This is a genomic window from Patescibacteria group bacterium, assembly GCA_038063375.1.
Classification (GTDB): domain Bacteria; phylum Patescibacteriota; class Minisyncoccia; order Phycocordibacterales; family JANLHH01; genus JANLHH01.
Genome location: JBBTVG010000028.1, coordinates 1 through 23,822 on the forward strand (window position 1 = coordinate 1; position 23,822 = coordinate 23,822).

Here is a 23,822-nt window from a genome sequence, read left to right on the forward strand (position 1 = left end):
CAACCTGGCTGGCGGCGGCATTAGCCGCCGGATCACTACCCAAATGAGTCGTCAGGGGCAACCGCGTGTTCTCCAGGCGCTTGCCGGTAAAATCATCTTTGCCGGAAAGGACGATGTCGGTGAGGATTTCCGGCGCCCTTCCTATATGAGAAACGCTCGGCCTGACAAGCAATTGAAACGCCACCTCCTCCGCTACGCCCGAGACGCCCCTACCGGCGTCCACATCTCCGAGCTTCCATGTTATTTCTCTCGTGTTTGAATTATATGATACCGGCTCGTTTTTCGGCGAAACCGCGCCGACCCATTCTACGTACGCGGGAATACGAGCGCGTACCTCTGCGCCGGAGATGCTGTTGGAAGAATTGACCACCGTCCATATGATCGTATAGGTCGTTCCCACTTCCGCCTTGGGAGGAATAGGGCCGCTATTGGCGAACGGTCCCGCGTAATACACCGTTTTAGGAGTAAGCTGGAAGTCGGAATTTATCTTGATGATGCGCGTCACAAATCCATCTACTCTCTCCGTGGTTTCGCTCTCTGAAGCGCGCCGCCCCCTTGCGCTGACACTCAAACTTATCTTTGGATTGCGTACGGAAGCCATGTCTGTTGAGAGCAGTGACTTCGGAGAAAAATTAAATATCATCCTGCCGGTAGCACCCGGCTCAAGAGAGGCAAGTTCCTGCAGTGTGGTCTTGTCCCAGACGATGGTATCCACCGAAGAATTATAATTTCCGTTGTTGGCAATGACAGAAAGTTTATTGAGCGCCTCGCCTGCTATCTTCACTTCAATCACGGCATCCGTGATTCTAGTAGTGAGGTTGTTGGTCCATGTCAGCACGGCTTTGATGTTCTGCGTGCTCCCCACCACGTACTCGTCCGACATTTCGCCATTTAATTCAAGAGAGACGCCAATGAAGGGTCGCTGTATGGTCAGTTGGTCAAATGAAGAACTGTATACCGTGGCGATCTCCCGTTCGTTGTCTGTATTTTGTTTGCCAACATACGCGCTGAAAATCTTTTCCTCATTATCCTGCCCTCGCATGATACCCTTGATGATCACCGTGGTTTCGCCCTCCGGAGCTATGTCCCCAAGGTTCCATATATTATTGCTGTATGTGGTGCGCGGACTCGCTAGAAGCGGCTCAAATCCGGAAGGATATTCAACGCGCAAGAGCACATCCTCAATGGTAGCGGCGGAATTGGAAGAAACGTTCACCTTAATTTCAATCTCCTGGTTGGAATTCACTTCATTCAACATATCTACGGCAAGATTGAGGGGGGAAGAGCTTATGGTGACCGCGCGCGTCTTCTCTTTCACAAAAATAGCATTAGACCCTTCAACGCGATATTCAAAAGAAATTTTCATTTCCTCTTCGCTCCCCTCTTCGCCAAACAAAACGCTCCGTACGATTTCGTTGACTGTCTCGCCGGGCGCGATCACGCCGAGAGATGTTCTTGACCTCGGCATTTCCTTGCTCTGATCTTCCGGAGAGCGCGTGCCGGGAGGATAGAGAATGACCAGATCGGAAAATTGCAGCGGTATGGAATTGTTGTTTGTAATAACCACCTGCAAAGAGAGCTCCTCCCCTCCTCCTATGGAGACTGGTCCCAATATCTCAATATCAATGTTGTCCGATGATACTACATTCCCTCCTCCAAAAAATAAAAACGAGGCGACAACGGCCGCAATAACAAAAAAGGTAAAGGAAACAATAAATAACTTTTTAAAAATAGACGGGCTCATGCGTATTTCATTATGCTCAGATAATCCCTCTTTCTTATCGGTTTCCGTCCAGTCGGGCGACATGGATGTGTCTTCTGCGGGAAGTTCAGCGCCAATCCCTCGCTCCACCACTTTAAAATTGCGGCGGTATAAATTTTTCTTGAGTCCCTCTATTCTGTTTTTCCCCAGATCGTTCTCCATTTTGCCCTTTATTATACCACACAAGAGGCAAACTTTTCATCGCTACAGATGACTTTCCTGGAGTGCTCTGTTTATTTCGGAAAGTGCCATTTTTTTGACAGGCGCCATGTGGCTGAGTAAGTCTTTGCTTGGTGGTAACAGGTAAAACGGCCGGAATATCTCCCGTTCGCTCCCATATCCGAGCAAGTGCAATACCTTGAGGTTCACGAGCACCTCTACACTGTGCAACTCTTCCGTACCAAGTTCTTCCTTTTCCAAGAACTTGAGGAACTCATATAAAACGTTAAACAACGTGAGGTCTCTCGCTTCGCCATGGATAAGACGCTGTATGAGTAGAGAGACGCGCGCTACGAGCGCGGTTTTCTCCTTGTCGCCAAGTAGTGTGTGGAAGTCAGAGAGGTGTGCCGCGTTCGTGATGCGCCACATCTCTTTCCCTCGCACGAGCTCCACTCTGATGTATCTGAAGTCCTGCAAACTGTAGCGGAGCTTCCCCTTCAGTTCCCTGATCCCCTGCGCGCTCCCAACCACGAGTCCGAGATCTTTCGTTAACAGGAAGAATAAGCGATTGGATTCGCCGATATTACGACTCCCAAGTACGATACATTCGGTTTGGTAGAGGTGATGAGACATACATTATCTCTCAAGCCGCAGTTTGAACGGGACACCGCCAACGGCAAATTCTTCGCCCGCAAACGTCTTGTCAAACTTAACTTCGCGAAGGAGAGCGGTTTTTTTAATGTCGTTCTCAAACTCGCGTACCAATGTTTCCCCTTCGGCACTCGTAGAAACCAGAAGTGTCACGATATCGTTTGGCGTTAATTGTGTTTTCTTGCGCAAGTCTTGAATATGACGAATGAGTTCTCTCACGAAACCTTCTTTCTTGAGTTCGTCGGTCAGAGTAGTATCAAGATACACATCGTCCGCTATGTTCGCATCAAATACGACTTCTTTTACGTTCACCTCGTCTTTAATAAGCACATGCAGATCTTCTTTTTTCTCTAATGTGCGGCTCTTCACGGTCAGTTTCGCAAGCGGTTGCCGCACCTTGAAACCTCTCTTTGCGCGCTTCTCAAGGGAAGACGAGACGACCTTTCTCACCTCCGACATTTCCTCAACTAACATAGCATTAACACGCCCTCCCTTGGGCCAATCCTCCAGATGCACGCTTTCTTTTTCCCCATTAACCTTTTTATATATATCCTCCGCGACAAACGGCATGAACGGCGCCATGATCTTGGAGAGCGTGAGTAGGGTAGAGCGCGTAGTGTGTAGTGCGGATTGTTTGTCTCTTTCATCATCTCCTTTAAATCGCTCGCGGCTACGGCGCAGGTACCAGGTGGAAAGGTCGTCAATAAAAAGGGCGATGGGGCGTGTCGCGCGGTCAAGTTCGTACCGGTCCATCGCGTCCTCCACTTCTTTGATCAGTTGATTCCCTCGCGTGATAATCCACCGGTCTAGCACGTTGGTGCTCTCCGGATGCTTGCCTTCAAGTGTTGGCTCTAAATCGCCTTTGTATGTTTCGTAGAATGTGCAGACGTTCCCAAGGCGTAAAATGAGTTTCTTGTAAATCTCGTCAACTCCTTTTTCGCTAAACCGGAGATCTTCCGCCCTCATAACGGGAGATGAAAGCATGTAATAACGCACGCTGTCTGCGCCGTATTTCGCGACGACCTCCATGGGGTCGGGATAATTCTTGAGCCGCTTGCTCATTTTTTGGCCGTCTTCCGCCACGATGGTGCCGTTCACAACAACGTTTCGGTATGGCGACTTTCCAAAAAGAGCGACTCCCAACACCAAGAGCGTATAAAACCACCCTCTCGTCTGATCAAGCCCTTCCGCGATAAAATCCGCGGGAAAATTGTCCTCAAATTCTTTTTTATTCTCAAACGGATAGTGGAACTGCGCGTACGGCATCGATCCGGACTCAAACCAGCAATCAAACACTTCCGGTACTCGTTTCATCGCACTACCGCAAGAGCACGGAAATGTGAGCTCATCAATGAACGGCCTGTGCAGATCCAAGGCGTGCTTTGTTTTATTGTCCACCGTAATGGTCATCGGGATGGCGTACCCTTGCATCTGTGGCTTTTCAAATGTCTGCATCGTCTCTCGGAAATTCAAAGTGTTGAGCGCGCGGAGCGCGTAGCCGATCAGCCCCGCATGGGTTACCAGCACGACCGTTTCTCCCGCGTGTTTTGTGAGCATCTCTTCTATGAAGCCCTGTATCCGCTCTTCCACCTCCTCCCAACTCTCTCCGGTGCCACCACGCGGCGCTTTATATTGCGCTTCGGGAGAGAGCGCAAGATATGCTTCTCTCCCTTCTCTGATACGTTCATCACCTCTTCCTTTGCCGTCCCACTCTCCATTGTTCATTTCGTTTAACGCATTGGCGATGGAAACCGGCAGACTCAATTTTTTGCCGAGAATCTCCGCCGTCTCTTTTGCGCGCCGTACTTCCGATGAATACACGTGATCTACGGAAGCGCTCTTTAGTTTGCCCGCAAGTTCTTTTGCCTCTTTCTCTCCTTTTTTTGTCAGACCGTATGTATTCAATGAGTGGTCAAAAATATCTTTTACATTCTTCTCGCTCTCGCCGTGCCGGACAAGGATAATTTTGGTGATACGCAGAGCGCTACGTTCGCGCAGTTCGTCAATAGACCCGATGATCTCTTGTTCATCGCATGCATCGCACTTCCACACCGGCAGTGGCGCGCCCCAGAAACGCGAACGAGAGATCGCCCAGTCGCGCGCGGCCTCCAGCCAATTGCCAAAACGCGCCTCGCCGACAGAGCTCGGAACCCATGCTATCTTCTTGTTTTCTTTCACGAGCTTGTCGCGTAGCTTCGTAACCTCAATGAACCACGAGCTTGTCGCGTAGTTCAAAAGCGGCGTATCGCACCGCCAGCAGTGCGGATAGGAGTGGACGATTTTTTCTTTTGCAAAAAGAGTATCGTGGTGCGCCAAATATTTAATGATCTCAATGTCCGTTGCCTGCGAATTGTCTTTGGGCTTCACCGAGAGACCCGCGAAGTCCGAGACTTCCGCCGTGAATGTGCCATCCATGTTCACGTGTTGAACAAACGGAAGGTGTTTCTCTTTCCCCACGTTCATGTCGTCCTCGCCGAATGCCGGCGCGATGTGCACAATACCGGTTCCGCTCTCGGTCGTCACAAAAGGAGCCGCGTATATCTTCCAGCCATTTTCATGGTTCTCCATGTTCGCATCTTTGCTGTAATAATCAAAGACCGGTTTATAGGATTTGCCGACGAGGTCGCGGCTTTTGATATCTTCAATTACTTCATGCTCTTTGTTTTTAAATATTTCCGCGATTCGTTCTTTCGCAAGAATATAGTGTTTCCCTTCGTGCCGCACTTTCGCATACTCAATATCTTTCCCCACCGCAAGCGCGACGTTCCCCGGCAACGTCCACGGAGTCGTCGTCCACGCAAGCACATACGTTTCGGACTCACTCAAGAGCTCAAACTTCACTGTCACCGAAATGTCGGTAATGTCCTTGTATCCTTGCGCCACTTCCGCGCTGGCGAGTGTCGTCTCGCATCGCGGACAAATGTGCATGGATTTGTATCCTTCATACGCAAGACCCTTTTTGTGCAATTCTTTGAATGCCCACCAAATTGACTCGGTATAGGTGGAGTCCATCGTCTTATAACTTGCCTCCATATCAACGAATCGCCCCATGCGCGGCACTTGTTCTTTCCACTCGGAGTCATAGCGAAGCACCGACTTTTTCGCCTCGGCGTTAAATTTCCCCACACCAAATGTCTCAATATCTTTTTTATGCTCCAAGCCGAGCTCTTTTTCAATTAAGTTCTCAACAGGAAGCCCGTGGCAATCCCAACCCCACTGGCGGCGCACAAAGCGTCCCTTCATCGTCTGATAACGAGGAATTGCATCTTTGATGGTTCCTGCCGCAAAGTGGCCGTAGTGAGGAAGACCGGTGGCAAATGGCGGGCCATCATAAAAAACGAAAGGTTTGCCTTCTTTCGTTTTCTCCAGCGTCTTCTCAAAAATGCGGTTTTTGCGCCAGAAAGCGAGAATTTCCTCTTCTCTTTTGGCAACGGGAGACTTTTCTGTGTCGTGGCCTGATTTTTCCATAATATCCCCTTATAGTACCACCCTTTTGTCAGTCTTGGCAAAAAAAGAATATGCTCCTTAGAACCCATCTCAAAATAAACCGCTATGAGTAAGGATACGATAACGCTTGGTTCCTGCGACCGTTTTTTCTCGGCTGCGACTTGCCGCTCAAACTCGCCGTATCTCGATATGGCTCGTTTTCCGCGACAGCGTCTCGCGCGAGAAAAAACGCCCCTCGGTACGCCATTTATTTTGAGATGGGTTCTACATTCTTTCCGGAGCGCTGATGCCAAGCAAGGAAATAGACTTCGCAAGGACCTCTTTGGTTATTTTCATGAGGAGGAGCGCTCCTCTGTTATATTGATCGCCTTCAATAACTCGCACGTCATGATAGAACTGGCTGAACAGAGCAGCCAATTCATACGCATAGGTCGTCAGTTTGTTCACTTGAAATTCCTTAGTCACTTCTAGAACAACTTCGGGAAATTGGAGGAGCTTCAATGCGAGAGCGCGTCCCGCACCGCTCTTTATGACGTCCAGAAGTGTCGTTTCGCTCGGCGCAAGATCGCGAACATTCTCCAACACGGAACAAATGCGCGCATGCGCGTACTGCACATAAAAGACCGGATTTTTTTGCGATTGCTCCCGCGCAAGAGCCGCGTCAAATTCCATATGAGTGTTCAACGTTTTTTCCGCAAAAAACCATCGCACGACATCAATGCCAAACTCATCTACCAGATCTTCAAGGCAGATCGCCGTTCCCGCGCGCTTGCTCATCTTCTTCACCTCTCCACCTTCTTTGAGCGACACGAGCTGGGTGATGAAAATGATCGGCTGGACGGTGGGCTTCGTCGGCCACGAAAGCATCTTTCCCGCCGCGTGCATTCTTTTCACATGTCCGTGATGGTCGGCGCCCCAAATATCGATTACGGTATCAAATCCCCTCGCAAATTTATCTTGATGGTATGTGATATCCGAAATAAAATAACTTTTCGTTCCGTCAGAGCGAACGACTACCCTGTCTTCGTCATCTCCGTATTCGCTGGTTTTGAGCCACACCGCTCCGTCACGTTCATACGTGAGACCCTTGTCAGAAAGTTTTGCAAGCATGACATCATTTGCGCCCGTTGCCCGCAATTTTTCATCTTCCGAATACCATACATCAAAGGAAATATTAAGCTTACTCTCAATGAACCTCTTGTTGGACTCCTGTATAAGCGCCGCCAAGACAGTGCCCGCTTCTTCCTCGCTCTTCCCCGAAACATTAATACTTTCAATTAACTGCGCCAATTTTTCCGTCCGATATTCCTCTCCCTTCCCCAGCGCCGTTTTGCCGAGCTCTTTGATCTGCCCGCTTTGGCGCGAATCGTTCATGTAGTATTCTCTCGTGACCTGTGCGCCCGCGTACGAAAATACGCGCGCGAGCGCATCGCCAAAAAACGCGCCTCTGCCGTGGCCTATGTGGAGATCTCCCGTGGGGTTTGCTGAAATGAATTCAATGTTTATTTTTTTTGCCCTTTTGAATTGATATCCCGCGCCAACCTCTAGGGCGACCTCTTGCACGTGTTGTTCAATGCCCTGGAGAGAAAGGTGAAAATTAATAAACCCCGGACCCGCAACTTCCACTTTTTCAAGCAACGGATTATTCTGTTCTTTAATCTTTTTCTTTATATTTTCCGCAAGTTGGAGAGGACTTTTACCTTCTTGTTTTGAAGCTATAAGAGCGACATTGGTCGCATAGTCACCATGGTCGGATAGTATCGAATGCGGAACGGAAATACTCCCCATCTCTATAGAAAGTTCTTTGAGCGCCTTCTGTATTATTTTTTCCAGCTCTTGCTTTACCATTCTTGATTCGTCATTCAATCCCTATCTATTATCACCGCTCCCCCCGAGTACGCCGCGCTCTTTTCTTGAAAAAAGTTTCTCTAGATTTGCTTTCGCGATATCATCCAGATCAAGCCGGAGTTCGGTGGCAAGCTGTGCGACATACCACAACACATCGCCGAGTTCTTTTTTTATGTCTTCTCTCTTTTCTTCCGACACACGCCCTCCGTCATCGCGAATAATCTTTTTTATCTTGTCCGCCACTTCGCCCGATTCTCCCGAGAGCCCCAGTGTCGGATATATGAAATTGCTCCCGCTATCGGGGTACAATGCCGTCTTTTTTGATTCCTTTTGATATTCCTTGAAGTCCATAGAGAGCCAGTAAACCCATAGTATCACACCTCCTCTGCAAAAAAAATCTCCGAAACCGCTAGGTTCCAGAGATGGAAAAAGTACTATGAGTCTACAACTGAAAGAATAATATCAAGAACTTCTTGCACGACATCTTCTTGCGCCATGTTCGCGTTGAGTACCACGGCAGACTCCGGATGTATCTGTGCAAAACGGAGAAAACTTTCCCGCACCCGTACATGGAAGGCGATTTCCTTATCGTCAAACCGCGTGGTGTCTTTCCCTTTTGCCTCTGCGGTCCGTTCCAATCCGACCCAAGGATCCACATCCAATATGATATATATGTCCGGATGCGGACCGCCCATCCATTGGTGAAACACCTTCCTGCTCCTGTGCCCAAGTGCCAACGCGTTCAATATCTCAAAATCACTCCGCAGATCATTCCTTTCCAACGCGTCAATCTGATATGCAATAGTTGACGCATCAAAGCGGTCGCACACGATATGGGTGCCATTCTGTAGCGCCGGGTTAATAACGGTCTGCACGTGCTCAGTCCGTGCCGCACAAAAAAGCATGAGTTCCGTAAGGGGCTGCATGTGCTCCAGACCGGGGTCTTTTGACATAAGGATACGCCGTATGTTTTCACCGATTGCCGTCCCACCCGGTTCTCTGGTAAAGAGGAATGCATGAGCCCCAAAGATGAGCGGGAGGCGTTCTTTCAATACCCCAATACAGGTTGACTTGCCGGACCCTTCACCGCCTTCAAGAACAATGAACTTACCTTTCTTTTCCATAAACCCTCCTATGTGAGAGGTGTGTAAAATCTGCATCACTTATATCACAAATGGCAGGAAAAAGAAAAGCCCCGACACGGATGTCAGGGCTTGAACAATTATTCAAAAGATTTGAAGGTATAGGAGGTTCGCGAGCCGACACGCGTCATGAGAAATGCAATTTCCATGATGCGTTCGTCCGACAATGGAATTTCCTTGATGGAAATACCGGCTTGAAGCAACAGGCGTTCGCTTTCCCTTTTCTCATCAATCACCAAAAGTGGGTTGCTTAAATACTGCTTCCACACACGAACTTCGCTGATTTTATTGGTAATGATGTGATCCCGTACGCATCCCGGGCAAGGGAAATTGGTGATAAAGAGAGTCGCTCCCACCGCCGAGGTACCGAAACGAGAACACTGTCCAAGGGCGTTCGCCTCGGCATGAACCGCGGTACAATAGATCTTGTATTGCTCACGCAACACCTCAAACTGCCCGTTCCCCTTTTGCGCTTCGCGCCACGCCAGGTCTTCGTAGTAGCAGTATTCGTGCTCAAGGCAGGTCGTTACACCTTCGGGAGCGCCGGAATACCCCGAAGCAATTTCCCGTTTCTCACGCACGAGTCCCGCACCGACGGCGCGTTTGAGACATGATGATCTCGTGGCCGCCGCAATCGTGCGAAACATGTGAGTTTCATCCCAAGAGGGACGCATGATGTTTCGGTCATCCACCAGATGAGATAATGCTTGTTTCAACTCAGTCATGAAAGATCTCCTTCATTTTCAAGGGTTTGGAATTTACTTGCCTGCCCGTATACTGCCCCACTCGCTATAAAAAGTAAAGCCCCGACACGGATGTCAGGGCTGAAAAAACTACACTTTCCAATATTCCGGGACGAACGCACCGTTCACTTCCTTGAAGTCTCCAAATATTTCCGGGACCGCCGCGATCATGATCTTCCCTACCTTCTTGAACACATGGACAATCTCCTCTTCGGCGCCGGCATCGGTACGCAGAGCAATTACATGCCGAAGTGCACGGAGGTTGAGTGACCACACACCTCCAGTGGCAATTCCCATACCTATACCGCGCCGAAATGCCGACGTGAGAACCTTTTTCGCGTGAAATGTGCTGCTTGGCTCGAGTTCTTCCTTCCAGATATCAGCGAATGCCTCCATCATCTTTTCTTGACTTTTGAACTGTACAGCGAGCACTTCGCGACTCCGCCTCTTTTTCTCCGTAATTTCAATACTGTCATCGGTGCTCTCACGGAAACATTCCGGCATCCAGAACTTTATGTTGGTATACCGAACGTAGCGCATACTCCGCTCGGAGATGCCGACACCGGCACGATGGCGATTCATCTCGCCGGTGAAAACTCGCGAGCACCCGTTGATACCGAAAGTAAACACTGCGTGCTCCAGAACGGAACCGTGTCGTTGCTTGAGCACGTTGTCCAAGTAGTCAAGCATGTCCTTGCGGACCTTGTTGACATTCGGATTGAGTCCGGGCTGAAATGCCATATAGCACTGCTTGGCGGCAAGCGCCACGAGTAGCGCCGGATCCGAAACCGCTTCTTCATCCGGAATCTCAAACTCATCCGCTCCCATTTCGTCAAGCCACTCGCGCACTGCATCGCGGTCAATGACCGTTTTCGCGAGAACGCGGACTGTTATTTCGTTAAAAGATTCTGCCACAAAACACCTCCTGTTATGGTTAAAGAACTTAGTTTACAACTATACCCTTATTACCTTTTTACCACCTAAAAGTAAAGCCCACCATTCGGCGGGGCATATAGTAAGAATTCTGTCAAAATTTTTTACTTCAAAAGACTCTCACTACTCCAGTATACTGGAGTAGTGAGACAGCAAATCTATTCCTTGAAAAGTTGTGCGGGGCTCGTACCATAGCGTGGCAAGGGTTTAAAAAGATTTTCAATATAGTGTTGTAATGGCCCCTTTCGTAATATACTGCAAAGTTTACTCGCATTAGAAAATTTTCCGTTTTCAAGTTTGATCTGAAATTTCGCAGTCGTGGTCTCACTTAGTTGTAGCGTCTTTCCAACTTTATAAGGACTCTCCCCTTGCGACAACAGAGAAACAGCCGCGAGGCGCTTGCCAAGCATGATTTTTTCAGTCGGAGTGAGTAACTCAGAAAAAGCAAGGCGCTGCTGTTTTTGGGAAACATTTCTGTCGCTAACAGCGGAAAAGAGAAGTTTATCGATTTTTTCTAAAACCTGCTTATTAACCTTACGGGATGAAATATGCGGCATATATTTTTATACTAATTTATAAATAAGAAATATCACTTATACTCCAGTATACTGGAGTATAACAACATACGCCAATGCCATATACACATCATAATAAACAATCAACAAGTGGTTCAAAAACACCCCTTTCTCCTTTCCTTTACTACTCCAGTATACTGGAGTAGTAAAAGGGTTCTTTGTAACAATGATAATTTCACAGCAGTAAACAAAAAAGCGCTTTCGCGCTTTTTTGTTTACTGCCTGTTATTTCACGTCAATCCCTTACAGGAACAGTAGTCACAGATATTTTTTACTAAAAAATTCTGCGACCCCGACTCGCTCGCTTTCGCTCACTCCGTCTTTGAATTGCTCCAAGCATTCGCAATTCAACCTTGCGGCTAGTTTTCTCGCCCGAGGCTCGAAACTATCACCCAGGGTCGATTGACGTTCTACTACTTCACGTCAATCCCCATGCTTCGCGCCGTACCTTCAATAATTTTTGACGCGGCGTCTACATCGTTGGCATTAAGGTCGGTCAGCTTTTTTTCCGCAATCTCGCGTACCTGCGCCTTCGTCACGGTTCCCACCTTGCTGGTGACATTTTTTCCGGAACCCTTCTCTATGCCGGCCGCCTTCATCAAGAGCGATGACGCGGGAGGCGTCTTTAAGATAAAACTAAAGCTTCTATCCTCATACACACTGATCTCAACCGGAATGATGTCTCCCATCATCTCTCGCGTTTTTTCGTTGAATTGTTTCACGAACTCACCGATATTAACCCCCGCCTGGCCAAGCGCGGGTCCTAATGGTGGCGCGGGGTTTGCCTTCCCCCCCGTAACCTGTATTTTAATTTTTTTTACTATAACCGCCATATAATATGAATTATCACTAATACTACTTATATTTTCTTAAGTTGCAAGAAGTCGAGCTCAACCGGCGTCTCACGGCCAAACATGGATACCAAGACCTTCACCTTGCCCCGATCTTCATCCACCTCGCTGATCTTGCCTTCAAACTCTTTAAACGGTCCGTCTATGATGGTTACCGGATCATCAACCTGAAAATCAATCTTGTGTTTTGTTTCTCCGCTCTGCATCCGCGCGAAGAGTGTGTCTACTTCATTTTTCTGCAACGGTACCGGATAAATACCCGCACCCACAAACCCTGTTACCCGCGGCGTGTTGCGTACCACATACCATGACTCATCATTCACGATCATATCAACGAGCACGTAACCGGGATATATCTTCTCTTCAATTTCAACACGCTTCCCTCCTTTTATCTTGATCTTTTTTTCGACGGGAACAATAACACTGAATATCTTGTCTTCCATGCCGAGAGATTCTATGCGCTGTTTGAGGTTTCTCTGCACAGCATTTTCATACCCCACATAGGTGTGGATCGCGTACCAATTTCTTCCTTGTTCTATCTCTTGTTTTGCCATAATAATACGAAGTACTAATCTTTACGAATATGTTAAATAAATGGTATTAAACCCTTTGTTCCGACTTCGCTCGGACGCCATGAAAAATTTCGCTTCACTCATTTTTCGCGGCGCTCCTCGCTCGTCGGAATAAAAACTCAATCTAAACGATAAAGATACCGAGAAGTTTCGTGAAGATAAAATCAAAGAGTCCCAGAAAATACGCAGTAAGAAGCGATAGCGCTATCACCAGCAATGTGAAGTATGTCGCTTGGCGGCTGGTCGGCCAACTGACATGCTTTAATTCCGCTTTTACGTCCTTCATGTAATCAAATAATTTCATCCCGTTAGAGGTAGAGAACCGAAGGTTCTCATGTCCTAATTACTTAATAAGTGCTTATCTGATATTCTATTAAACCAAATCCCGTATTGCCAATACGTAACATTGTGACCTCTAACGGGATTCATATTTCTTGCCTACAAAAAACCGCCCCGGGGGGCTTGTTATCAATACTTGGATATTACTCCTAGGTGCCATAAAAGTCAAGAAAAAACCCCACCCGAGCTCTCTCTTTATGGAGAGAAACTCGGATGGGGTGTTGTTAACGATATCCGTACTGCGGAAGACGGAATGGGGAGCTCCGTTTCTTTCTCATGCCGTTCATGTGCTCCTTTTTGAGTTGTACCTGCTTCTCTGGTGCAAGCTCTGTCGCTTGTACCTCCTTTTGGGCCCTCATGTGCGCCTTCACATTCTGCGGCACACGGGAATCCAACATGGCTCGTCTCAAGCTCTGCGTCATGACTCTATCTCCCTTGCTGTGAACTAAGTAATTGATAGCATGCTTTGCATTTTTTGTCAACCGAGCACCACTTTTACTGATTACCTCATATCTTGTATTTGGGTAAATTATAATGCAGAGTTTATGGTAATCGTTACGAGTTCAGAAGTAAAAGTGGTGCTCGGTCAACACACGCCACATGACTCCGCTATCCTTCATTAATACTCCACGTAATATTTGATCTTCGCTTCTGTTCGAATTCCGTTGATCCACTGCGATGCCTCTTGATTGAGTTTTTGATTGCGGAGCTGAACCGAGATCTGCTTTTTTGCTTCACTTTCATTCCCTTTTGGCAGAGTGACTTTATTATCTGTTATGTATGTATTCACTTCTTCATCGGTCACTTGTATTTTATCCTCAAGGATTTTCTCAACCGCTTTTTGCGTCCCGATTCTTTTCTTCAAACCTTCCAGAGTCATACCCTGTTCTTGGAGTGCTGCCTCAAGGGTACCGCCTTGCCCCACAATGGAAGCTTCTATATTTTTAATTTCCTGATTTATTTCATCATCAGTGGTAACGATTCCTCTTTTTTTTACCTCACTTTCAATAAGTTTTTCCGTGATCAGCGAATCGAGTACGTTTTTACCTCCCTCTTTTTCTAATTGCGAAACAACGCTTAATCTGCTTATCGGGCTTCCATTTACCGTTGCAGCCACAAACGTGCCTTTAAAATAAAAGAGTGCGACAAGAATGAGGCCGATAATTACCGCGAGTACCACGGTCTTTTTATTTGCGAATCTCGTGAGCGAGCGAATCCGTGATTGGTTAGAATTTGGTTGTTGCAACGTTGTTGTATCGTTTTCCATAAATATTTTGATAATTTGTTTAATTCCAGACTACTGAACTATTCCGATTATACAAGATAAAAAGCGTCAATCCCAGTTGTGAAAAGCGCGAAAAAGGGTTATGATACAAATAAGTTTATATGTCTACCGTTTATTTATACACATTCGCAAGCGTCTTCATTGTCAGCGTTATCTCGCTCGTTGGCATCGTAACGCTCTCCATGAAAGAACGCCTGCTCCACAAGGTGCTCTTTGTGCTGGTAAGTGTTGCCGCCGGAGCATTGTTCGGAGACGCGTTAATACACTTGATTCCCGAGTCGTTCAAGGAAAGTAACGATGCCGCCTCAGTGTCGCTTTTCATATTGCTCGGCATTGTGTCATTTTTCGTGTTGGAAAAATTCCTGCGCTGGAAACACGTTCATACTGTGGAGAATGGGGTCGGTGAAGAAATACACGCGGAAGCACTCGCGCATGAAAACGCGCCAGTCGCGCCCCTGGGACATCTCGTGTTAGTGTCGGACGGCGTGCACAACCTTATTGATGGCGTTATTATCGGCAGCAGCTATCTCATTAGTATTGAGGTCGGTATCGCAACAACTATTGCCATCGTTCTTCACGAAATTCCCCAAGAGATCAGTGATTTTGGGGTTTTGCTTCATGCGGGGTTTAGTAAAAACAAAGCCATCTTCATGAATTTTCTCTCGGCTCTTACTGCAGTCATCGGAGCTGGCATCGCGCTTGTTGTCGGCAGTAGTATCGATGCCTTATTGCCTATGATCGCCGCATTCGCCGCGGGAAGCTTTCTCTATATCGCAGGTTCAGACCTGGTGCCTGAGATCCATAAGGTATCGGATCCACGGCGTTCCATGGTCCAATTTGCGGCCATCCTCTTCGGTATCGGCATCATGTTCTTACTGCTCTTTGTGGAACTATAAAGGGTAGAGATTTTAAGTACTGCTTGAAAAACACGCGGGATATGGGCTTCGCTCATATCCCGCGTGTTTTTTGTTCCGTGTACGCGCTATTTGCGGCAGCTGTCAGAATACTGTAACCTTTCTCCTATACAAGGACATACTCTAAGAGAAAGAACGTGAACAGAGAAAACTCGCAAAAACTGCAGGTATTGATCAAGGACGTCCAAGGCGGCAATGAAGATGCTTTTCGGGCAATATTTGATCGGCTCAGCGCCAGGCTTTTTGCCTACGTTCTTTCTCACACCTCGCACCGAGACGACGCGTTGGACATCGTGCAAGAAACCTTTATTGATGTCTGGAAAGGATTACCGAGATTTCAGTACAAAAGCGATGAGCAATTTTATGGTTTCGTCTTTGTGATCCTCAAACGAAAGATATACAAACGGCACAGGGGTCTGCACGCTACCGTCTCGCTCGATGAAGAGATCATTCACGAGAGCTATGAGATGAAAATGGAAGACTATCGCCATCTGCAAAAGCACATCGGTAAACTTGGAGAACCGTATCAAGATCTTCTCAAACTAAAATATTGGTCAGGAATGACTATGCGCGACGCCGCCGACATGCTTGGTATTACAGAAACCACTGCCAAAGTCCGGCATCATCGCGCCATAAAAAAATTACAAGCTATGTTGGAACAAAAACCATATGAAAATTGATATAGAAGAAAAACTGGAACAACTCGGTCTGAAGTCAATCACAGAAATTGAAAAAAATTTGCTGTGGTCAAAGATTACGCGCGGGTTCTACGCAGAGCACGCACGCGAAGCAGTTACTTCGGCCGGACGCAGATCGCTCCTATCCAAAGTTCTCAACTTTCGGACGGCATTGGCGTCCCTTTTAGTCGTGAGTTTCCTCACCGGGTCAACTATCGTAGCAGCTGACAGCGCAAAGCCGGGAGACCTGCTCTTCCCTGTTGATATTGCGATTGAAAATGTCCGCATCATAATTGCAGTGAACGAAAAGAAAGACGAGCTACGGATCAAGTTTGCCGGGGAGAGACTGGGGGAAGCGAAAATTATTCTCGCAATTTTGACGAGCGAGAGTGTTGGCACGCATACAACCGCCACCTCATCCGTCGCCACAAGCACTCACGCATCGCAAGGAACAAATTCAACAAGCACCGCGACAACTACTCCGTGGAGTGGGAAAGAAAAAGTAAGAGGAAACCTTGCCGTTGCGCTTTTGCACTTGGAGCAAACAAAGCTTGACCTTGCAAATCGCGGCAATCAAGCAGGAGTTTTAGCCATAGAGAATATCATTAACGAGCTCACGAAACTCGCCGAAACACGTATTGATGATTTTGAAAAAATTAAAGCGGAAATAAAAAGCGACGGCCGGAAGGTGAGAGTTGAAGTTGAAGCAAAAGGAGAAGGCATCAAAGCAAAGTTCAAATTCAGATCCGATTCATCAAACAGCACCACCACTTCATGGGAGATAAGAACAGAACGCAATAGCACGAGTACGATGAAGGCAAGAACGGAGAGGGATGATAGAAAGAAAGAAGACAACAAGAACGATGAGGACGAAGACGAGGAGGATGACGATGAAGATGACGACAGAGGTTCAAAACATGAGGACAAGAAAGTGAAAGTATGCCACACGTCATTCTTTCGCATTCACCGCACGCTTGAAATATCTCGCGCGGCCGTGGACGCCCATCTTGCCCATGGCGATACGATTGGCGAATGTGATGGAAATGACGACATTACTACCCCTGTCATCTCAAACATAACCACAAATGCCGGAACTACTACGGCGCGCGTAAACTGGAATACCAACGAAGTTTCAAATTCTAAAGTATGGTACGCCACTGGAACCCCTCTCGTTCTTGGAGGAAGTACCTTATCAAAAAGCTCGTCTGACAAGGTTGCTAGTCACTCCCTCGCTCTTTCAGGACTCACCGCAAGTACTACGTATTACTTTGTCGTGGCATCAACCGACGCTGAAGGCTTAACGGCAACTTCAAGCACTTTGTCTTTCGTAACACTTTCGGGAGAAATACCAGATACGACGGCGCCCGTCATCAGCAATATCACGGCGACAGTAAGCACGACAACCGCAACCGTCTCGTGGAACACGAATGAGGCAAGTAACGGAAGTGTTTGGTACGCCACCACCACTCCCCTTAGCCTCTCCTCCGTTCCGAACGCTACAAACACAAGCTTCACACTCACTCACCCTTTCACACTCTCGGGACTCACCGCAAGTACTACGTATTACTTTGTTGTTAAGTCCGCTGATATTGCGGGCAACACGGCCACTTCGGGAGAGCGCTCCTTCACCACGTTGGGAGAGTAAAAAATCAGAAAAACTATACGCGTATTTAAAAAACACCCCGATGGTATCGGGGTGTTTTTGTATTAGCGACGTAAAGCGAGTGGTGTGTGCAAATATGAAGCGAGATATTCGCATACATCTCCCCTACTCCAGTATACTGGAGTAGTTCTTCCTCTCGAACGAGCCGTGGCTTTTTACTTCGTAGTATCAGGGTTTGAAGAAAATTTCTTTCTATAAAATCCGGATATCAGATAATCCGCTACAACAAAAGCACATACCCCGACAAAGAGACCTATTTCCGCAAACTTCAAGTATGTTTTAAACAACCCGATTGAAGCCGAAAAGAGAACCGCGAGAACCGCTATTGCCGCTATCCATATAATACTGGCGGGAAAAGCGATCTTGATGAATTGCTTCAAACTTATTCCGACAAGTTTTGCGCGTAAAAGGGTCGGTCTATGAAAGCCGTATATGAATTTTGAAATGAGAATAGTGAAAGCCGGCCGTTTCTTGAGCTGGCTGTCTATCTTTCCCGCGATCGGCAAAATAATTTTTTGAATAAACCGGATCCTTTCAACATATGGACCCATGAAATACCACAGCAGATCTCCGGCCAATGTCCCCACAACCACAAAAAAAAGAGTGTTCAGGGGGTCTATGTACCCTTCGCTAGCCAGAAAAAAAGCGGTAAATAAAAATATCTCTCCTTCAAAGAGCATTCCGATAAGGATGATGGTGTACGCCAAAAAGCGCCACGCCACTATGTCATTCAAAATTAGTGATTCCATTAGATGAGTGTTTCTTGTATCCCTATGATAACAAGATTATTCTCTCCGGGAAAGAGATCATTGTACGCCTGTTTCCAAAAGAAGCGGTTCCTGTGCTGGAACAACGGTAAACTTCACTCGCCCCAAGATCTGCCCACGCGCGGTTTCAACTTGAACTCGCCAAAGCCCCGGCTGTACGTTTGTTTTCATTGAGTAGCCACGATACCCCCCGTCTCTACCACCAACGATTGGAAACCCGATACGACTGGCTTCTCTCCATTTACCAGTATTTTCATCATAGTACTGCCAGCTATGGAAAATGTTGGTATCAATATCGGTCGGCGCAAAGACGGCGCTATAAAAATAGACCGACTCTCCTAGGTTCTTGTGAAATGTAGAGCCTGTTTGTCCAAAAAACAGAGGCCACTTGTTCTGCTCATAGGAAACCATGTACGTATTGTCTTTCGCGCGCGTGACGGAATGGTAGACACCCGCCTCTTTGAGCGAAAGCGGTATGGGAGGAATAATATTTGCGAAATAAAAAATATTCACGAGGAGAAAGATGCCGCCAACGCTTGCAATGAGTGTTTTCTTCCATTCTTGCTCGCGCGCGGGCATCACCCGTAGAAGAAGGCCGACAAGCGCGCCAATGGCAAACAAGCTCGCGATACCCGAGAGCACAAACACGCGTGCGCTTATTTCGTGAAGAAGGATCGGGAAAAAGAAAATGAAATAAGAAAAAAGAACGAAGAAAAGAATGCTCATCTGAAAGACAAATCGGCTGTACCGTTTCTTAAGCACCTCGTTGCCAACGAGAAGAAGGAGGAGGAGGAGTAAAAATGGCCAGCTTGTGGCAAGCGAAGCGCTTCGCGTATAGAAAATAAAGAAACCGCTAAAGAGTCCGCCAAACGCAAACTGCATAGCAAGCGGCACCAAAGGGCGCATGGGAGCGAAAAATCTGTTCGCGGCCGTGGCGGACACCATATTGGAAAGGAGAACGCTCACAATGGCGACAAGAAGGTACGAGAGGAGTATGAGGTTATCGTAGAGAAGATCAATGCGTGTAAGCGTGAGGTTATCCACGATGAAACCCGCGGCAAACGCGCCTGTCGTGATGTGGCGTTCGTACTTCAAATAAAATTGCCGAAGTTTTTGAAAAAAGATGTCCATGTGCTTGTACGATACCAAAACAACTCTCCGTATGGAAGAGTCCCCTGCGCGAGAAGCTTTTGGTTCTTTGTGAGAAGATCTAATAGATAACGTTCGTGTTGGGTAGCATGACTTTTACGCGAAGCAGGGTCTCTTGCGAATACGTATTGTTTGAAAGATTGAGTGTTTTTAAATTTCCGCTGATATTTCGTACTTCATCGGGCATCGTATCAATGGTGTTGCCGGAGAAATCGAGCATCGTGAGGCGGCGCAACTGTCCTATCTCCGCCGGGATGCCGGTCATATTGTTATTGTGAACATCCAAGACCTCAAGCTTGCTCATGTGCCTGATCTCTCCCACAAGCGCACCCTCAAGTTTATTATTATCCAGATAGAGTTCTTTTAAATTTACCAACCTTCCTATCTCCGATGGCAGTGTTTTGATACTATTGTTTGATAAAATGAGCGTTGTTATGCTTATGTTGCTTAAAATTTCTTTGGGAAATTCAGTGAGTCCACTATCGCTCAAATCAACGATAGTTCCATTCTTCTTGCGCTCCACTGTTCCCTGTGTCGTTCCCGAGGAAGGGGTAGTACCTTCTTGCACGGAAGGCGCTTCGGCTACCTTTTCCTGAAACAATAGATAACTGCTTACTGCACCGGAAATGACGAACACAATGAGAAGCAGGACGTATTTTTTAATGAATACCATGGCCTCTCTATCATACTACAAAATGAGGTTGGCGGTTAGTTTTCTTTCTGAAAGTAAAAAACGAGAGCTTATTAGCTCCTCGGCTCGGGTGCTCATCGGGAATCGGTCAGGAGTCACTAAGTACATTTCTTCGCTTTGCTCGAAATCTACTAAGTGCTCACGACCCTGGCTCGCCGGTCGCAGAGCGACATGGCTGTGCCTTTCGATCCCGAACGCAAACCAAGCAGTTGGTTTGCTTGCGCCACCAAGACACAGAAAACCCCCTCAATAAGAGGGGGGTTCTGGTCTTGGGTGCTCATCGGGAATCGAACCCGAATCGGAGGCTCCACAAACCTCAGTGTTAACCTTTACACCATGAGCACCATGTAGAACGCCACATCAGTAGTGTGGCGGCTCCTCTGTTATACCAGATTTATGGTTCACAAGTCTAGCCATTGCGTAGAGGAGCGATGAGAGGCGATTCAAAAATACGAGTATTGTCGGGTCCACTTTCGAATTCTCCGCCTCGGAAACCGCAACAACTCGCCGCTCCGCGGTGCGCGCAAGCGTGCGTACAAAATCAAAGTGCGCCGCGAGTACCGTTCCACCGGAAACAAAAAATGTCTTGATTGGTGGTAACTCCTTTTCTATCATACCTATCGCCGCCTCCATGTGAGTGATCTTCTCTTTCTCAATCGTTTTGTCCGCTCCCGCAACATGTGCCTGCACAATGAAAAGATTCTGCTGTATCCAATCAACCATGTCCTCAAAAGTTTTTCCTTCCAAAAGTACCTGCCTCGCGTCCATGTTCGTCTTGCACACACCAAGAAAAGAATTCGCCTCGTCAAGAGCGCCGAGCGCTTCCGCGATGGCGGAGCTTTTGGAAAATCGCTGATCACAGCCAAAAATACTCGTGTCGCCCTTGTCGCCTTTTCTTGTATACAACATTAGTTGCTATTATACACGACACGAGACCCCTTTACAAAGTTATAAAAATAGTGTATTGTAATTACAGATTGAACTTTCTACGGAGGTGAATATGTTTGGGGCTATCCGCAGTTTCCTTGCGTGGCTCTCTTTAAGTGAGGTGAGGCGATACGGGGCCGTGGTGGCCTCAAACTTTATCACGATACTTATCCAGATCGTACTGGTGTTCGCGTCAGGAAGCTTAGCGCTCCTTTCCGATACCGTGCACCTTGGATCCGATAACGTGGTAACAGCCGGTTCGCTCGTGGTCGCCCTTATCAGTGTGCGCGCAACAAAAGCGGCTGATTCTCTTATCAGAAAATGGTTCGCTTTTTCGGGAATCATCCTCTTATGGATTGGTGCGTATCATGTTCTCGGCGAAGCAGGGGAGCGCATGGCACATCCGGTTGATATCAAGAATTGGTGGGTGCTGATTGGAGGAATTCTTGGCGGAACGGGAAATCTTATTTCTCTCGTTATCCTTCGCACTGCTCCGCATGGAGATCACAACCATACTCATTCCATTCTCAATTGGCACGTGCTCTTTGACTTCCTGTTTTCTGTCGTCGTGGTCATTTCCGCCCTTTTGGCGATCACGTACGACATGGTGGGAGTCGACACGTGGATATCGTATCGAATGGCTCTTTTCATGATCGGTTTGGGTGGTTTCCTGTTTGCGCAAGTATTAGGCGGGCACGAACATCACCACTGAATAAGCAACCAGTCCATTACATGGATGTTTGGGCACGCCGCACATATATATGTGCGGCGTTTTTTTAAAAGACCCCCTGCGTAACAACCTTTTCTACTGCAATGACGAATTTTCGTTACGAAAAATTATTACGTAGTGAGTATAAAGAAAAACCCCGCGATGGTGCCGCGGGGCAAAAACAAAAAACTAGTCGTAGTGAAGCAAGTATTGATACGCCGTTACGTTTTCTGTTAGGTTCACCCGTATTGGGATAAGATGGTTGTTCCGAGTAATTATGAAAAAAGCTCCGCACCGAAACTTACTCAACACATCATCTTTCCTGCCACTGAATATAACGCGTTCATTCATTATGATATGGTAGCCCCCCACTGCCCTCTCTTGAGCCACATCTACGAACGCAAGCACCTTGCTATCAGGAAGAGACGATATCAGAGTATATTTTTTCTCAATATTCTCTTGTGTGTCAACCCATAAACACCCATACCTGTCTCTGCAAAGAATATCTTCTGCTTGGCCAACCTTACCCTCCCCTCCACACCATCTCAGTGTGATAGGAGAAGTCAATCTCTTCAATATAACGGAACGAGGTATGATCATTTCCTCCATCTGTCGCCTCCCTCTGGTGAAAAATATCGTTTACAGAAAATCCAATTCAATATTGCCACATGAACAACTCCTGTCAATAACAGTTTCTCTCCCAGACGCGCAAACAAAAAGACGCCAATGCTCCGCATTGTCGCCTCATGTTTGTGGGCGCGGGGAAGCACTTGGCGTCAGCTCACATCGGCATAATTGTTCACTCGCAAACTCGCTCCAATTCTACCGTGTGGCTCCTGCCCGGACTCGCCCGTCGCAAAGCGACATGGCTCCGTCTTTCAAGTCTCCCACGCAAGCAAAGCAGTTTGCTCGCTCGCGTCCTCGTTCATTACATTCACTGTGGGCGCGGGGAGACTTGAACTCCCATGTCTTGCGACATACGCTCCTGAAGCGTACGCGTATACCAATTCCGCCACGCGCCCAATGATAGAAAGTATAAGCGGAGCGCGTGCGCTCCGCAACTCCCGGATATCGCTCTCTCTACGCCGCTCATATAGGTCACTGCGGCAAAGACCGCAAGAAAAAATTTCTCACTTTTTCTCCAAAATCTAGCGGTAACTCGCCATGAAGACCGCTTTCCATAAAATAAAATTCAGCATACTCGTTATTGCGAAGAGCGTCTCTTAAGAGTTCGGCGTGGTGAAACGGTATTTGATCATCCTGCCTGCTGTGAATTATCAGGATTGGTATTTTAATATATTGTGCCGCGTCTTGCGGCGAGTATGCGGCGTCAACATCCCAAAACATCTTAGCCCAGAAGTTCATGAGCGGTACTAATGCGTCACGAATAATGGGAAGGTGGCTATACACGTCTTTGCCAAGAAGCGTCACGTCCGCAAATGACGCGTATGAAACTATTGCGGAAATTCTATCGTCCTGCGCGGCCTGTAAAATAGCCGCGGCACCACCAAGCGAAAATCCGAATACCCCCGCTTTTTCAAATCCGCGTGATTCCAAGAATAGAAGTGCGGCCTCCACGTCAAGGCGTTCTTTGGACCCGAGGGTCGTGTGCGTGCCTCCTGATTCTCCGAAATAGCGGAAATCAATTAAAAGAATGTTGAAATCCTGGTGAAGTTGGCTTGCCCTGAAAAGCAAATCGCCCTTATCGGCGGGATAACCGTGCAGAATGACCAACGCCGGCTTTTGAGGAACTGGCGCGGGAATAAACCATCCATCAATTGATATGTTGTCTTTCGTTGTAAGTTTAACGTTCTCAAAAGGGAGCTTGTAGTTCTCCGGCGTAAGTTCGTTTTTAATGCGCGCCGGATGGGTCACGAGCCACGCGCTCCAAAGGCTTACACCCAAAAAGCCGATGAGAAAAATAAAAAAATACAGTATGGTTTTATTATAAGTCATTACAACGCTTTTCTTGCAGAAAAACTGCGCCTCCCGCGTACAACCTCACTTCGTTCACTTGT

General features: G+C 47.4%; 24 protein-coding genes and 1 tRNA gene. 4 read left to right on the forward strand and 21 right to left on the reverse strand.

The features are described 5' to 3' along the window. The 14 genes from AAB523_02885 to AAB523_02950 all read right to left on the reverse strand — a co-directional run. A partial coding sequence (locus tag AAB523_02885) for a hypothetical protein (protein ID MEK7556205.1) occupies nucleotides 1-1,924 on the reverse strand: 1,924 nt, incomplete at its 3' end. Between the two features lie 42 nt (nucleotides 1,925-1,966). After that, nucleotides 1,967-2,554, reverse strand: a complete 588-nt coding sequence (gene recO / locus AAB523_02890; protein ID MEK7556206.1) for a DNA repair protein RecO — start codon at nucleotides 2,552-2,554, stop codon at nucleotides 1,967-1,969. A gap of 3 nt (nucleotides 2,555-2,557) precedes the next feature. Beyond that, nucleotides 2,558-6,040, reverse strand: a complete 3,483-nt coding sequence (locus AAB523_02895; GenBank protein ID MEK7556207.1) for a class I tRNA ligase family protein — start codon at nucleotides 6,038-6,040, stop codon at nucleotides 2,558-2,560. Between the two features lie 243 nt (nucleotides 6,041-6,283). Then, nucleotides 6,284-7,867 (reverse strand): arginine--tRNA ligase, encoded by a 1,584-nt coding sequence (argS, locus tag AAB523_02900; GenBank protein ID MEK7556208.1) that lies wholly within the window; start codon nucleotides 7,865-7,867, stop codon nucleotides 6,284-6,286. A 21-nt stretch (nucleotides 7,868-7,888) separates the two neighbouring features. Beyond that, the gene (locus AAB523_02905) at nucleotides 7,889-8,218 is read right to left on the reverse strand and encodes a nucleoside triphosphate pyrophosphohydrolase family protein (protein MEK7556209.1); all 330 of its coding nucleotides are present in this window, start codon (nucleotides 8,216-8,218) and stop codon (nucleotides 7,889-7,891) included. 83 nt (nucleotides 8,219-8,301) lie between these two features. Next, entirely contained in the window at nucleotides 8,302-8,991 is a 690-nt protein-coding gene (tmk, locus tag AAB523_02910) for a dTMP kinase (GenBank protein ID MEK7556210.1), read from the reverse strand. 98 nt (nucleotides 8,992-9,089) lie between these two features. Continuing rightward, nucleotides 9,090-9,734, reverse strand: coding sequence for a deaminase (locus AAB523_02915; protein MEK7556211.1), 645 nt, complete (start codon nucleotides 9,732-9,734; stop codon nucleotides 9,090-9,092). Nucleotides 9,735-9,842: 108 nt separating this feature from the next. Beyond that, on the reverse strand, nucleotides 9,843-10,667 hold the full coding sequence (gene thyX / locus AAB523_02920; protein MEK7556212.1) for an FAD-dependent thymidylate synthase: 825 nt from the start codon (nucleotides 10,665-10,667) through the stop codon (nucleotides 9,843-9,845). A gap of 176 nt (nucleotides 10,668-10,843) precedes the next feature. Continuing rightward, on the reverse strand, nucleotides 10,844-11,242 hold the full coding sequence (locus AAB523_02925; GenBank protein ID MEK7556213.1) for a hypothetical protein: 399 nt from the start codon (nucleotides 11,240-11,242) through the stop codon (nucleotides 10,844-10,846). Nucleotides 11,243-11,673: 431 nt separating this feature from the next. Then, entirely contained in the window at nucleotides 11,674-12,093 is a 420-nt protein-coding gene (gene rplK / locus AAB523_02930) for a 50S ribosomal protein L11 (GenBank protein MEK7556214.1), read from the reverse strand. A gap of 26 nt (nucleotides 12,094-12,119) precedes the next feature. Then, on the reverse strand, nucleotides 12,120-12,665 hold the full coding sequence (gene nusG, locus AAB523_02935) for a transcription termination/antitermination protein NusG (protein MEK7556215.1): 546 nt from the start codon (nucleotides 12,663-12,665) through the stop codon (nucleotides 12,120-12,122). A 142-nt stretch (nucleotides 12,666-12,807) separates the two neighbouring features. Continuing rightward, complete coding sequence (gene secE / locus AAB523_02940; protein ID MEK7556216.1) at nucleotides 12,808-12,987, reverse strand: preprotein translocase subunit SecE; 180 nt, start codon at nucleotides 12,985-12,987, stop codon at nucleotides 12,808-12,810. A 259-nt stretch (nucleotides 12,988-13,246) separates the two neighbouring features. Further along, entirely contained in the window at nucleotides 13,247-13,420 is a 174-nt protein-coding gene (locus tag AAB523_02945; GenBank protein MEK7556217.1) for a hypothetical protein, read from the reverse strand. Between the two features lie 221 nt (nucleotides 13,421-13,641). Next, entirely contained in the window at nucleotides 13,642-14,289 is a 648-nt protein-coding gene (locus AAB523_02950) for a SurA N-terminal domain-containing protein (protein ID MEK7556218.1), read from the reverse strand. 119 nt (nucleotides 14,290-14,408) lie between these two features. Here AAB523_02950 and AAB523_02955 point away from each other — a divergent pair, with 119 nt between their 5' ends. The 3 genes from AAB523_02955 (at nucleotide 14,409) to AAB523_02965 (ending at nucleotide 17,543) form a co-directional block, all read left to right on the forward strand. Next, the gene (locus AAB523_02955; protein MEK7556219.1) at nucleotides 14,409-15,203 is read left to right on the forward strand and encodes a ZIP family metal transporter; all 795 of its coding nucleotides are present in this window, start codon (nucleotides 14,409-14,411) and stop codon (nucleotides 15,201-15,203) included. Nucleotides 15,204-15,358: 155 nt separating this feature from the next. After that, nucleotides 15,359-15,901, forward strand: a complete 543-nt coding sequence (locus tag AAB523_02960; protein ID MEK7556220.1) for an RNA polymerase sigma factor — start codon at nucleotides 15,359-15,361, stop codon at nucleotides 15,899-15,901. Continuing rightward, nucleotides 15,891-17,543, forward strand: a complete 1,653-nt coding sequence (locus AAB523_02965; protein MEK7556221.1) for a fibronectin type III domain-containing protein — start codon at nucleotides 15,891-15,893, stop codon at nucleotides 17,541-17,543. Before AAB523_02960 ends, AAB523_02965 begins: the two co-directional genes overlap by 11 nt. A gap of 173 nt (nucleotides 17,544-17,716) precedes the next feature. Here the strand turns inward: AAB523_02965 and AAB523_02970 are convergent, their stop codons facing one another. From AAB523_02970 to AAB523_02985, 4 genes are all read right to left on the reverse strand, one after another. Further along, nucleotides 17,717-18,310, reverse strand: a complete 594-nt coding sequence (locus AAB523_02970) for a hypothetical protein (protein ID MEK7556222.1) — start codon at nucleotides 18,308-18,310, stop codon at nucleotides 17,717-17,719. A gap of 57 nt (nucleotides 18,311-18,367) precedes the next feature. Further along, nucleotides 18,368-19,459 carry a DUF2914 domain-containing protein gene (locus AAB523_02975; GenBank protein MEK7556223.1) on the reverse strand — a complete coding sequence of 364 codons (1,092 nt, stop codon included), beginning with the start codon at nucleotides 19,457-19,459 and terminating at the stop codon, nucleotides 18,368-18,370. Between the two features lie 79 nt (nucleotides 19,460-19,538). Continuing rightward, nucleotides 19,539-20,150, reverse strand: coding sequence for a leucine-rich repeat domain-containing protein (locus AAB523_02980; GenBank protein MEK7556224.1), 612 nt, complete (start codon nucleotides 20,148-20,150; stop codon nucleotides 19,539-19,541). A gap of 378 nt (nucleotides 20,151-20,528) precedes the next feature. Further along, nucleotides 20,529-21,077, reverse strand: coding sequence for a cob(I)yrinic acid a,c-diamide adenosyltransferase (locus AAB523_02985; protein MEK7556225.1), 549 nt, complete (start codon nucleotides 21,075-21,077; stop codon nucleotides 20,529-20,531). 91 nt (nucleotides 21,078-21,168) lie between these two features. Between AAB523_02985 and AAB523_02990 the strand changes: the two genes are divergently transcribed. Continuing rightward, on the forward strand, nucleotides 21,169-21,807 hold the full coding sequence (locus tag AAB523_02990; GenBank protein MEK7556226.1) for a cation transporter: 639 nt from the start codon (nucleotides 21,169-21,171) through the stop codon (nucleotides 21,805-21,807). Between the two features lie 186 nt (nucleotides 21,808-21,993). Here AAB523_02990 and AAB523_02995 read toward each other — a convergent pair whose 3' ends face one another. The 3 genes from AAB523_02995 to AAB523_03005 form a co-directional block, all read right to left on the reverse strand. After that, a complete protein-coding gene (locus AAB523_02995; GenBank protein MEK7556227.1) occupies nucleotides 21,994-22,413 on the reverse strand; it encodes a hypothetical protein in 420 nt (139 codons plus the stop codon). Nucleotides 22,414-22,744: 331 nt separating this feature from the next. Then, nucleotides 22,745-22,826: transfer RNA gene (locus AAB523_03000), tRNA-Leu, on the reverse strand. 76 nt (nucleotides 22,827-22,902) lie between these two features. After that, on the reverse strand, nucleotides 22,903-23,760 hold the full coding sequence (locus AAB523_03005) for an alpha/beta fold hydrolase (protein ID MEK7556228.1): 858 nt from the start codon (nucleotides 23,758-23,760) through the stop codon (nucleotides 22,903-22,905). Nucleotides 23,761-23,822: the final 62 nt, after the last annotated feature.